11 protein-coding genes are annotated in these 11,821 nt (G+C 50.9%); 8 read left to right on the top strand and 3 right to left on the bottom strand.

The features are described 5' to 3' along the window. Window positions 1-5 precede the first annotated feature (5 nt). Entirely contained in the window at window positions 6-944 is a 939-nt protein-coding gene (locus tag DCX48_22680; GenBank protein QXE17066.1) for a 1-phosphofructokinase, read from the bottom strand. Further along, the gene (locus DCX48_22675; protein ID QXE17065.1) at window positions 941-2,074 is read right to left on the bottom strand and encodes a fused PTS fructose transporter subunit IIA/HPr protein; all 1,134 of its coding nucleotides are present in this window, start codon (window positions 2,072-2,074) and stop codon (window positions 941-943) included. The genes DCX48_22680 and DCX48_22675 overlap by 4 nt, the downstream gene beginning before the upstream one ends. Window positions 2,075-2,408: 334 nt before the next feature. Here DCX48_22675 and setB point away from each other — a divergent pair, with 334 nt between their 5' ends. Beyond that, entirely contained in the window at window positions 2,409-3,587 is a 1,179-nt protein-coding gene (gene setB / locus DCX48_22670; GenBank protein ID QXE17355.1) for a sugar efflux transporter SetB, read from the top strand. A gap of 10 nt (window positions 3,588-3,597) precedes the next feature. On the opposite strand, the gene DCX48_22665 is transcribed toward setB, so the two are convergent. Then, window positions 3,598-3,852 (bottom strand): YkgJ family cysteine cluster protein, encoded by a 255-nt coding sequence (locus DCX48_22665; GenBank protein ID QXE17064.1) that lies wholly within the window; start codon window positions 3,850-3,852, stop codon window positions 3,598-3,600. A gap of 288 nt (window positions 3,853-4,140) precedes the next feature. Here DCX48_22665 and yeiP point away from each other — a divergent pair, with 288 nt between their 5' ends. The 7 genes from yeiP (at window position 4,141) to DCX48_22630 (ending at window position 11,820) form a co-directional block, all read left to right on the top strand. Beyond that, window positions 4,141-4,713 carry an elongation factor P-like protein YeiP gene (gene yeiP / locus DCX48_22660; GenBank protein ID QXE17063.1) on the top strand — a complete coding sequence of 191 codons (573 nt, stop codon included), beginning with the start codon at window positions 4,141-4,143 and terminating at the stop codon, window positions 4,711-4,713. Window positions 4,714-4,799: 86 nt separating this feature from the next. Continuing rightward, the gene (locus DCX48_22655) at window positions 4,800-5,801 is read left to right on the top strand and encodes a GTP-binding protein (GenBank protein ID QXE17062.1); all 1,002 of its coding nucleotides are present in this window, start codon (window positions 4,800-4,802) and stop codon (window positions 5,799-5,801) included. 33 nt (window positions 5,802-5,834) lie between these two features. Continuing rightward, entirely contained in the window at window positions 5,835-6,536 is a 702-nt protein-coding gene (locus tag DCX48_22650; protein QXE17061.1) for a phosphatase PAP2 family protein, read from the top strand. Between the two features lie 322 nt (window positions 6,537-6,858). Next, window positions 6,859-7,440 carry a bifunctional murein DD-endopeptidase/murein LD-carboxypeptidase gene (locus DCX48_22645; GenBank protein QXE17060.1) on the top strand — a complete coding sequence of 194 codons (582 nt, stop codon included), beginning with the start codon at window positions 6,859-6,861 and terminating at the stop codon, window positions 7,438-7,440. Between the two features lie 442 nt (window positions 7,441-7,882). Next, entirely contained in the window at window positions 7,883-9,691 is a 1,809-nt protein-coding gene (locus DCX48_22640; GenBank protein QXE17059.1) for an ABC transporter substrate-binding protein, read from the top strand. Between the two features lie 9 nt (window positions 9,692-9,700). Further along, the gene (locus DCX48_22635; GenBank protein ID QXE17058.1) at window positions 9,701-10,798 is read left to right on the top strand and encodes a microcin C ABC transporter permease YejB; all 1,098 of its coding nucleotides are present in this window, start codon (window positions 9,701-9,703) and stop codon (window positions 10,796-10,798) included. Further along, complete coding sequence (locus DCX48_22630) at window positions 10,795-11,820, top strand: ABC transporter permease subunit (GenBank protein ID QXE17057.1); 1,026 nt, start codon at window positions 10,795-10,797, stop codon at window positions 11,818-11,820. Before DCX48_22635 ends, DCX48_22630 begins: the two co-directional genes overlap by 4 nt. Window position 11,821 lies beyond the last annotated feature (1 nt).

Here is an 11,821-nt window from a genome sequence, read left to right as displayed (position 1 = left end):
CTGTATCAGTTAAAGGGTTTTAGGTCGACACGCGCCATCATTGCGGCCAACTGAGGACGATCGGTAATACCTACATTACTTTGGCTGACGGCCAGAGCCGAAACCGCCGTAGCCAAACGCAGAGTGTGCTCACTGGACTCACGCATTAATAAGCCATAAATCAACCCCCCAACCATGGAGTCGCCCGCCCCTACCGTACTTACCACATCACAGGCAGGTGGTTTTGCCAGCCACGCGCCAGATGCATTCACCCACAGCGCACCTTCCGCACCCAGTGAGATCACAACATGCGCGATACCCTGTTCACGCAGCGCGTGAGCGGCATCCACCACATCAGCCAGCGTAGGTAATTTACGCCCAGCCCATATTTCCAGCTCCCGGCGGTTCGGTTTCACCAACCAAGGAGAGGCCTTCAGTCCCGCCACCAGCGCTTCACGGCTGCTGTCGAAAATAATGCAAGGACACTGCGTGCGCAGACGAGACATCCAGTCGGTAAATGCATCAGGATCGACGCCAGCAGGCAAACTACCGCTCACCGCGACCATGTCGAACTGTCCGAGCCAGCTCAGCGAATCATTGACGAAACGCTGCCAATCTTGCTGTGTCACTTCAAAACCGGAAAAGTTGAAGTCGGTTACATCGCCATCTTTTTCCGTTAATTTGACATTAATACGCGTACGTCCTGGCACAACCTGGAAACGGTTGGCAATGCCCAGCTCGCTGAACAATTGCTGAAAACCATCCTGATTGTCTTTACCCAGAAAGCCACCTACCGTGACATCAATCCCGAGATCTTTCAGCACCTTGGCAACGTTGATACCTTTACCTGCGGCGTGCAGACCCGCTGTCTGAACCAGATTGACTTCGCCTTTCTCAACTTCCGGGCAATAGCCAACCAGATCGTAAGCTGGATTCAGGGTGATTGTGGCTACTCTCCTGCTCATGCTGCCCCCTCGCCCAAACCGGACGTAATCGCGTCGCCAATAGCGGCAAGTGCTTGCTCCGCATCGCTACCGCTGGCGGTGAAACGCAGTTTGTGACCTTTTTTCACGCCCAGCGCGACGACTTTCATCAGGCTGCGGCCATTTGCCGGTTTGCCGGTACCATCCAGATTGGTCACCGTAATCTCACTGGTGAACTGTTTGATCACGTTCACCAGCATGGTGCCCGGACGGGCGTGCAGGCCGTGTTCGTTACGAATGGTAAATTCTGCCGTCAGCACTTCGCTTTCTTCCGGTACGTCGCTGGTCAAGAGTGCCAGCAGCGTCGGCGCATCAGCCGTCAGCAGGCGTTCCGCTTTTTGCGTAATCAGCAAGTTGCTCAAGTAATCGATAGGCGCAAAAGCCTGATCGTCAGCCGCTGCAACCGTCACCAACAAGGCCACGTTTTCACCGTCAACGCTGAAAGGCGCAGCCGGACGTGCCACCGCAGCCGCGCTGCTGAGGTTACCGATAGCGCTATCGCTGAACCACACTCCTTGTCCCAGATTCAGCGGTTTGTTGCTGACGGTAGTGCTGACAAAGCTGGCATCAGCTGCACCGACCTGCTGAAGACGACCGGCGTTCAGCGCCTGAAGTGTCAGCAGATTATCGGTCGCTACATCTAGCGCAATCAGCGAGGTGTCAAAGCGGAACTCCGCCAATTGCTGCTCGCCCATCAGCAGGCTACGCAGTTCTTCTGCTGAGGTTGTGCTTGCCAGCAGTGCCGCTACGCGATCGTCGCTCAGGACGTGAGTCAGCTGACGCAGTAAAGCCAGATGCTCATCAGAGCGGGCTGCAATGCCTAATACCACATAGGCGGTTTGGTCTTCACCCCAGGCGATACCCTGAGGAAACTGAAATACTTGAACTCCGGTCTTCAATACCAAATCGCGGGTATCGGTTGTACCGTGAGGGATAGCAATGCCGCTTCCCAAATAAGTAGATGTTTGCTGTTCGCGCTGTAGCATGCCGTCGACATACCCTGCGTTAACGCACCCGGCAGCGGTCAGTGCTGAAGCAACAAGCTGGATAGCTTCCTGCTTATTACTTGCCGCTGCGCCCAAATGAATATCTTGCTGTGACAACTGGAACATGGCGCTCCTCTCTTGCTGAAAGTTGAATCGTTTCAGCTTTTATGAGAAAAAAATGTGGTGATGATTAGGGCGTTTCAAAAAAAATCCCGCTGAAACGTTTCAAAAGTCTCATTCTATTACGTCCTTTATGCAAGCTTTCTACGCTACTGACGTAACAAAATTTTGACATCACGCACATTTTAACGTGGATGACGCACTGCCCGCCAACAAAAATCCTCAAATGGCTGAAGCCGTGCTGACGAAAAATAATGAAACAAGATTTCTGTTTCATTATAAACCCGCGTACTATGTCGCGCTCGACAGCCTCTGCCTATTTTCCAAGCGCTATCAATTTATGTTCACTCCTGCAAACACAACACGACGCCCGCTTGACCTGACATCGTCAGCATTTTTAATCATTGCCTTTCTGACTGGAACGGCCGGTGCCCTGCAACTTCCCACACTCAGCCTCTTTCTTTCCAGCGAAGTACAGGTTCGTCCTTTTATGGTGGGCATGTTTTATACCGGCAGCGCGGTTATTGGCATCGTCGTCAGCCAAATGCTGGCCACGCGTTCAGACCGTCAAGGCGATCGTAAATCGTTGATCTTCGTCTGCTGCCTGCTGGGTGCATTGGCCTGCATGCTGTTTGCGTGGAACCGTAACTATTTTATTCTGCTCTTTATCGGCGTTTTACTGAGCAGTTTTGGCTCGACCGCGAACCCGCAACTTTTTGCGCTGGCGCGCGAGCACGCGGATAAAACCGGTCGTGAAGCGGCAATGTTCAGCTCCATCCTCCGCGCCCAGATTTCTCTCGCCTGGGTTGTCGGCCCGCCTATCGCGTTTGCGCTGGCACTAGGATTCGGCTTTACCACGATGTATCTGACCGCCGCAGTCGTCTTTATCTTGTGCGGCATTTTGGTCAAATTCTTTCTGCCCTCCATGCCTAAAGCGGTGGAAAAAACCACCTCCACGCTGGAATCACCTCGTCGCAACCGTCGTGACACGCTCTTGCTATTCATTGCGTGTACCTTGATGTGGACCTGCAACGGGATTTACCTCATTAATATGCCGCTGTATCTGGTGCATGAGCTTCATCTGCCAGAAAAGCTGGCGGGTATCATGATGGGCGTTGCCGCTGGGCTGGAAATTCCGGTGATGTTGATTGCAGGTTACGTTGCCAAACGCTTCGGTAAACGTTTCCTGATGCGGCTTGCCGTTGCATCTGGCCTGCTGTTTTTCGGTGGGCTGTTGTTCTTCAACGGAGAAACCGCACTGCTAGCGTTACAGGTGCTGAACGCCATTTTCATCGGGATTCTGGCTGGAATCGGTATGCTCTACTTTCAGGATTTAATGCCTGGACAGGCAGGGGCTGCGACGACGCTGTTTACCAATACCACGCGCGTTGGCTGGATCATCTCCGGCTCACTGGCCGGTATCGTCGCTGAAATCTGGAGCTATCACGCCGTTTTCTTTTTCGCACTGCTGATGATCGTCGGTTCCATCTATTGTATGTCGCGCATCAAAGATGCCTGACCACCGCAATTCAAGGCGCGGTGTCAGCTTCCAGTTTGAGCAGGTAAATCATCGCCTCATCCCGATGGCTGAAACACATATCCGCACGCGGTTTTAGCCCCGCGCAAACCGCAGGCCGCAGAGGGGAATGGAATAACCCACAGCGCATCGCCTCATCAAGATGAATACAGGGCGTGTTTGCTGGCTTGCCGTGCGGCAGGCCCGGCATAGGCGTTGAAATCGATGCCGCGATGCAGCAAGCACCGCAATGAGGGCGACAGTCCATCAGTAAGCTCTCAGGTGGGCTGACAAGAGATAAGAGAGCGCCACGATAGCAGCCCGATAGCAAAAAACCAATATCAGACCCATTCATCTTATACTCTAAATAATTCGAGTTTCAGGAAGGCGGCAAGGGAAGGAATCCCGATGAGCTTACATAAGTAAGTGATTCGGGTGAGTGAACGCAGCCAACGCACATGAAATTTGAAGTATGACGAGTATCTACTTGCCTGAATTCTCCGGCGCGAGTAACGTGTCGCCACAAAAATCACACTCCTTATAACAGGTAATTTTTATGGCAAGAGCGAACGAGATTAAACGCGGAATGGTCGTTAACTATAACGACAAGTTATTGCTGGTAAAGGACATCGATGTCCAGAGCCCCAGCGCCCGCGGTGCTAGCACGCTGTATAAAATGCGTTTTTCTGACGTCCGCACGGGTTTGAAAGTGGAAGAGCGTTTTAAAGGTGACGATATTATCGACACCATCACGCTGACACGCCGCACGGTGACCTTCTCTTATATTGACGGTGACGAATACGTCTTTATGGATGATGAAGACTACGCCCCTTACCTCTTCAAAAAAGATCAAATAGAAGAAGAATTGCTGTTTATCCCTGAAGGCGGAATGCCGGGGATTCAGGTATTAAGCTGGGACGGCCAAATCATTGCACTGGAACTGCCGCAAACGGTAGATCTGGAAATCATCGAGACGGCACCGGGCATTAAAGGTGCTTCGGCCAGCTCACGCAACAAGCCAGCCACCATGAGCACCGGTCTGGTCATCCCAGTTCCAGAATACCTGAGCGCAGGTGAAAAAATCCGTATTCACATTCCAGAACGTCGCTACATGGGCCGCGCAGACTAACAACAACCTCGCACCATTAGCACGATACGTGTCGCCGGATGAGATATCCGGCACATTTCAACCGTCCATTCATATAGGAGCCTGCCATGCTAACGAAAGTCAATTTGATTACGGGGTTTCTGGGTAGTGGAAAAACCACCACAATTCGCCATCTTCTGTCGCAAAAGCCTGAAGACGAAGTCTGGGCAGTGCTGGTCAATGAATTCGGCGAAGTGGGCATTGACGGTGCCTTACTGGCGGACAGCGGTGCTGTCCTGAAAGAAATTCCCGGCGGCTGCATGTGCTGCGTGAATGGTTTGCCGATGCAGGTTGGCCTGAATATGCTGCTGCAACAGAAAAAACCACATCGATTACTTATCGAACCCACGGGGCTCGGCCACCCGAAACAAATTCTCTCATTGCTGACGAGTGACATCTATCAGCCCTGGCTGACATTGCAGGCCACGCTGTGTCTGCTGGATGCGCGCCAGTTAAGCGACTCTCGTTACACGGAAAATGAGAATTTCCGCGATCAGCTTGCCGCCGCTGACATTATTATCGCCAACAAGCGCGATACCTACACCACCGACGATCTCGCAGCCTTACAACAGTGGCAACAGGCAAACAGCGATGGTCGGCAAATTATCGAAACCAGTCAGGGAAACCTTGACCGACAGCAGCTCGACCAACCGCGACACCCTTTATCGCAAAACCGTGTACGCGAACTGCCGGACGGCATTCACCACCACGCACATAAGCCAAAAAATGGTTTGGCCGCGCTGCAATTACCGAGTGGGCAATCCTGGCGACGTTCTCTTAATCAGGGACAGGGCTACCATGCCTGCGGTTGGATATTCGAGCCTGAAACCGCTTTTGACACCGCCACCTTGCTGGACTGGGTTCGCCTTTCCCCCGTGAGCCGGGTTAAAGGGGTTATGCGTATCAAAGAAGGGACGCTCGTCGTCAACCGTCAGGGACTCGATCTTCATATAGAAACCCGATCGGCGGCACCGATTGATAGCCGTATCGAAGTCATCAATGAAACACCGGCAGAATGGAATACGTTGCAAGCCTCATTGTTAAAGGCTCGTTTACCTAACGTGGACTAAACTGGAGTTTTTCGTATTTGGATGCTTTGCCTTATGTCATTTGCTCGTATTTCTTCTATTTTAGTGCTCAATGTGTTGGGTATTGGTCTGTTTTTATCTTGGTACCTGCCGGAAAATCATGGTTTTTGGCTCACGCTCGACAGTAACATCTTTTTCTATTTCAACCGCCTTTTGGTTGATAGTCCGGCATTTTTACATCTGGTAGCGATTACCAATAACCGGGCTTTTGACGGCTGTGCGCTTATTGCGATGGGGTTGCTGTATTTGTCGTTTTATCTGAAAGCCTCCCCCATAGAGCGCCGCCATTTGTTAATCATTGGCTTCATCATGCTGTTAACTGCCGTAGTGCTGAATCAAGCGGGACATTTGCTGCCCGTTCAACACGCCAGCCCGACGCTCTATTTTAGTGACGTCAACCGCGTTTCAGACTTAACGGGTATACCTACCAAAGATGCTTCATCGGACAGTTTCCCCGGTGACCACGGTATGATGTTGATGATCTTTGCTGCCTTTATGCTGCGCTATTTTACCCGCACCGCTTTCGCTATCGGCGTGGCCATCACAGTAATCTTCTCATTGCCTCGCATCATGATCGGTGCACATTGGTTTACCGATATTGCCGTCGGTTCGCTCTCGGTTGTTCTGGTCGGCTTGAGTTGGTGGTTATTAACGCCAGCAAGCGATGCCGCTATTGCCCTGTTAAACCGACGATTACCTAAGAAATCGACAGTATAAATTCATATGATTTCAGCTTTTTTACATCGACATTTTTTAGCTGAATACATCATTAAATCTTATAAATAAATTAGTTAAAACTACTCGCAATCCTACTGCTGTTGCGGTAGTCTCGTTGAAGTTTGCTTTTTAGCGCATACTGAACTAGTAGCGACAAGAAAAATAATGTGCATTCTGGCACACTTTCGTTGATGAGTATTTGGCTAAGAAGAAACTCTGATTTAGTCTGACTCTCGTTTTCGTTTGGCATTTATGCCCCAGTGAAATGGGGATACTACATAGCGATATTTATCGTTAAGGACAGCAAGGGAACACAACAATAATGGTCAAGTCTCAACCGATTCTGAGATATATCTGGCGGGCAGTGCCTGCCGTAGCGGTAGCAATGATGCTCTCCGCATGTGGAAGTAATAGTGCATACAACCATAAAGCTCAAACTGATATGCATGCAGTTAATGATAAAGATGGTCTTTTACTGCAAGCCTCTCAGGATGAATTTGAAGCACTGGTTCGTAACGTGGACATCAAGTCCAAATTGCTTAACCAATATGCCAGTTGGAAAGGTGTTCGTTACCGCTTAGGCGGTGATAGTCGCCGTGGCATTGACTGCTCAGCTTTCGTTCAGCGCACCTTCCGCGAACAATTTGGCATGGATTTACCGCGTTCGACCTATGAACAGCAAGAGATGGGCCAGCAAATTCAGCGCAACAAACTGCGCGTTGGCGATCTTGTTCTGTTCCGTGCAGGTTCAACCGGACGCCACGTTGGTATTTACCTCGGCAACGATCAGTTCGTCCACGCATCAACCAGCAGTGGTGTCATCATCTCCAAAATGACAGAAGACTACTGGAATAAGCGTTATCAAGAAGGACGCCGTGTTCTGAGTAAAGGAAAAACCAGCTAAACAATATCTGTCCCTTGCTGTGGTATTGTTTAGTTAGCCAACGAAACGAGATGACACTAACGCCGCTTATAACCTAAGCGGCGTTTTTTTATGACGAACATCCTTATCCGTCACCCTACGGGCCGTTGCTGCGCAACGTTGAAAAACGTTCCCTATGTTTTTTTATGCCTGCCTCCCTCAAATACCACTTCGTTCCTCCCCTTCTGCGGCATATTGCACAAAATATGACTGACTCAACAATCTGAAACATTAACAGGCCGTGATTAAGGTAGGTTTATCACCTAATTTCATGATAAAAAGAAAACACGCAAGTTCCCGATGGGAATGTTAATTATTTCAAGAACTTTATGCCGAAGAAATCGGTATCGCCGACGTTACGGTATGACGTGTCTACACTCGTCGCCCAATCAGATAACGTCCGCTCGCAGGAGATTGCCGTCAGATGTTAAAACGCGTTATCGCTGCCGTATTGCTTTGCACGACCCAATTTGGGCTGCATGCCGAAACGATTGAAAACAGCACCCGCTTTGCGCTTTTGGGTGAACCCAAATATGCTGAGAACTTCAGTCATTTTGACTATGTCAATCCTGATGCCGCCAAGGGCGGCAGCATCACCCTCAGCGCACTGGGTACCTTTGACAACTTCAACCGTTTCGCGCTGCGCGGCGCGGCGGCGGCACGTACTGAACGTCTCTACGATTCGCTTTTCACTTCTTCTGATGACGAACCCGGCAGTTATTATCCGCTGGTCGCGCTGACGACACGCCATTCGGCGGATTTCCGCTGGATTGAAATAGAGATGAATCCCAAAGCACGCTTTCATGACGGTACCCCGATCACTGCGGCCGACGTGGCGTTCACTTACAATATGTTTATGACGCAGGGCGTGCCGCAGTTTCGCATCTATTTTAAAGATGTTACCGCCAAGGCCGTTGCACCGCTGACCGTACGCTTCGATTTTCCCGTGTCCGACAAAAACCGCATGTTCAGCCTGCTGACCTTGCCCATCATGCCGGAAAAATTCTGGAAGAATCATAAGTTCAGCGAACCGCTATCCTATCCACCCCCGGCTAGTGGCCCTTACCGCATCACCGCCTATCGAACGGGGCAATATGTTACCTATTCTCGCGTGAACGATTATTGGGGTGCCGATCTACCAGTCAATAAAGGCCAGTACAATTTCGATAAAATCCGCTACGACTATTATCTGGACGACAGCGTCGCACTCGAGGCCTTTAAAGCGGGCGCCTTCGATCTGCGTGAAGAAGGATCGCCAAAAAATTGGGCGACCCAATATCAGGGTGGCAACTTTGCGCGTGGCTACATAATTAAACAGGATCAGGTTAATCAATCCGCTCAGGATACGCGTTGGCTCGCGTTCAATATCCAGCGGCCGCTGTTTCAGGATCGTCGCGTTCGTCAGGCGTTATCCTTGGCATTTGACTTCAACTGGATGAATAAGGCGCTGTATTACAACGCCTATCAACGTACCGACAGCTATTTCCAAAATACTGAATATGCCGCTAAAGGTGAACCCAGCGCAGAGGAACTGGCCTGGCTGACGCCACTGAAGGACAAAGCCCCCCCCGAAGTCTTCGGCACGGCCTACAAACCGCCCTCCTCCGACGGCAGCGGATATGATCGACAAAACTGGCTTAAGGCAATCAAGCTGCTGGAAGAGGCCGGCTGGGAATTGAAAGATCAGAAGCTGGTTAATCGCAAAACCGGACAGCAATTTACGTTTGAACTGCTATTGCCAAGCGCCGGTAATTCGCAGTATGTCTTGCCTTTCCAGCAGAGCTTGAAAAAGTTGGGCATCACCATGAACGTGCGTAACATCGACAGCACGCAGTTCAACAACCGCCTCCGTAAGCGGGATTTCGATATGCTGGCAACGGTATACAGCGCATCGCTCTACCCCAGTGCTGACCTGCAAATTCGCTGGAGTTCGCAGTATATCGACTCGACCTACAACAGACCGGGAGTCAGCGATCCCGCGATTGATTCGCTCATCGAAGACATCGTTAAGCATCAAGGGCAAAAAGTACCCCTGCTGTCATTAGGCCGCGCGCTGGACAGGGTATTGACCTGGAACCAGCTCATGATTCCGATGTGGTATTCCAACCATGACCGCTTCGCCTATTGGAACAAGTTTGCCATGCCTGCTGTACGCCCGGCCTATTCACTTGGTTTTGATGGTTGGTGGTTCGATACCAAACAGGCAGCTACGCTGCCCGCAGAGCGACGTTAAGGAATCAAAATGGGAACGTATCTGTTACGCCGCCTCTTGCTGGTCATTCCAACCCTGTGGGCGATTATCACGATTAACTTCTTCATTGTACAAATTGCTCCCGGCGGCCCTGTCGATCAAGCTATCGCAGCGATCGAAATGGGACACGGAAGCGGCTATACCTCCAATAGCGGAATGGATGCAGGAATGGCACGCACTGGCACCAGCGGCGCGCCCAATATCGAAAACGCTTACCGAGGCTCACGCGGGCTTGACCCGGAAGTCATCGAAGAAATCACTAAACGCTATGGCTTCGATAAACCAATCCATGAGCGCTATTTTAAACTGCTGTGGGATTACGTACGTTTTGACTTCGGCGACAGCCTGTTTCGTGGCTCTTCGGTGATGCAGCTCATTAAGGAAAGCATGCCGGTTTCGATTACGCTGGGGCTATGGAGTACGCTGATTATCTACCTGGTTTCCATTCCACTTGGCATCAAAAAAGCGGTGAAGAACGGCACACCGTTCGATACCTGGAGCAGTACATTAATCATCGTCGGGTATGCCATTCCGGCGTTTTTGTTTGCGATTATTTTAATTGTGCTGTTCGCAGGCGGCAGTTATCTAGACTGGTTCCCACTTCGAGGACTGATCTCCAGCAATTTTGATACCCTGCCGTGGTACAGCAAGATTACCGATTATTTGTGGCATATCGCGCTACCGGTAGTAGCTTCCGTGATTGGCGGTTTTGCTACCCTCACGATGCTCACTAAGAACTCCTTTATGGATGAGATTCGTAAGCAATACGTTGTTACCGCACGCGCTAAAGGGCTGGATGAAAAAAGCATCCTCTATCGGCATGTGTTCCGTAATGCCATGCTGCTGGTGATTGCTGGCTTCCCTGCCACGTTTATCAGCATGTTTTTCACTGGTTCGCTGCTGATTGAGGTGATGTTTTCTCTCAACGGGCTGGGTCTGTTGGGCTATGACGCCACGCTGCAACGTGATTATCCCGTCATGTTCGGCACGCTGTATATCTTCACGCTGATCGGTTTATTGTTGAATATCGTCAGTGACATAACCTATACACTGGTGGATCCGCGTATCGATTTTGAGGGACGCCAATGAGCCGATTAAGCCCGATCAATCAGGCGCGCTGGGCGCGTTTTAAAAGTAATCGTCTCGGTTACTGGTCGCTGTGGATTTTCATGGTGCTGTTTATTCTCAGCCTGTTTTCCGAACTGATCGCCAATGACAAACCGCTGCTGGTGAAATATGACCGTCAGCTCTATACGCCTGTCCTTATTGATCACAGCGAGAGAACGTTCGGCGGACAGTTAGATACCACGGCTGATTTTCGTGACCCTTATATCGCCGAACGTATCAGCAACCACGGTTGGGCCATCTGGCCACTGATTCGCTACAGCTATGCCACCATAAACTATGCCACCACGGTGTCTTTCCCATCGGCACCCTCCTGGCAGAATTGGCTGGGTACGGACAGCCAGGGGAAAGACGTAGTCGCACAGGTACTTTATGGCTTCCGTATCTCACTGCTGTTCGGTCTGGCGCTCACAATACTGTCGAGCGTGATTGGTATTATCGTAGGCGCAACACAGGGCTATTACGGCGGACGTTTTGACCTATGGGGCCAACGCTTTATCGAAGTCTGGTCCGGCATGCCGACGCTGTTTCTCATCATCCTACTGTCCAGCGTGATTCAGCCGGACTTCTGGTGGCTACTGGCGATTACCGTACTTTTCGGCTGGATGAGTCTGGTTGGTGTGGTCCGGGCAGAGTTTTTGCGTACTCGAAATTTTGACTATATTCGCGCCGCGCAGGCAATGGGCGTCAGCGATCGTGCCATTATGTTCCGCTGCATGCTGCCAAACGCGATGGTTGCGACGCTGACCTATCTGCCCTTTATTCTCTGCGGCTCGATTACCACACTGACATCGCTGGATTTCCTCGGTTTTGGTCTGCCAATGGGCTCACCATCATTAGGTACTTTATTGCTGGAAGGGAAAAATAACCTTCAGGCACCGTGGCTGGGTATTACCGTGTTTATGGTACTTTCCATCGTGCTTTCCTTACTCATTTTTATCGGCGAAGCGGTGCGCGACGCCTTTGACCCCAGCAAGGCGCATTAAT

The sequence above is a fragment of the Pectobacterium atrosepticum genome, assembly GCA_019056595.1.
Taxonomy (GTDB): domain Bacteria; phylum Pseudomonadota; class Gammaproteobacteria; order Enterobacterales; family Enterobacteriaceae; genus Pectobacterium; species Pectobacterium atrosepticum.
The sequence above is the reverse complement of the archived record's forward strand: the minus strand, read 5'-3'. Positions and strand labels throughout refer to the sequence as shown.

Coding starts and splice junctions, on each gene's coding strand:
- DCX48_22665 (QXE17064.1), bottom strand. CDS start 3,852: ATGGACTGTCGCCCTCATTGCGGTGCTTGCTGCATCGCGGCATCGATT.
- DCX48_22680 (QXE17066.1), bottom strand. CDS start 944: ATGAGCAGGAGAGTAGCCACAATCACCCTGAATCCAGCTTACGATCTG.
- DCX48_22655 (QXE17062.1), top strand. CDS start 4,800: ATGCTAACGAAAGTCAATTTGATTACGGGGTTTCTGGGTAGTGGAAAA.
- setB (QXE17355.1), top strand. CDS start 2,409: ATGTTCACTCCTGCAAACACAACACGACGCCCGCTTGACCTGACATCG.
- DCX48_22640 (QXE17059.1), top strand. CDS start 7,883: ATGTTAAAACGCGTTATCGCTGCCGTATTGCTTTGCACGACCCAATTT.
- DCX48_22630 (QXE17057.1), top strand. CDS start 10,795: ATGAGCCGATTAAGCCCGATCAATCAGGCGCGCTGGGCGCGTTTTAAA.
- DCX48_22635 (QXE17058.1), top strand. CDS start 9,701: ATGGGAACGTATCTGTTACGCCGCCTCTTGCTGGTCATTCCAACCCTG.
- DCX48_22675 (QXE17065.1), bottom strand. CDS start 2,074: ATGTTCCAGTTGTCACAGCAAGATATTCATTTGGGCGCAGCGGCAAGT.
- DCX48_22650 (QXE17061.1), top strand. CDS start 5,835: ATGTCATTTGCTCGTATTTCTTCTATTTTAGTGCTCAATGTGTTGGGT.
- yeiP (QXE17063.1), top strand. CDS start 4,141: ATGGCAAGAGCGAACGAGATTAAACGCGGAATGGTCGTTAACTATAAC.
- DCX48_22645 (QXE17060.1), top strand. CDS start 6,859: ATGGTCAAGTCTCAACCGATTCTGAGATATATCTGGCGGGCAGTGCCT.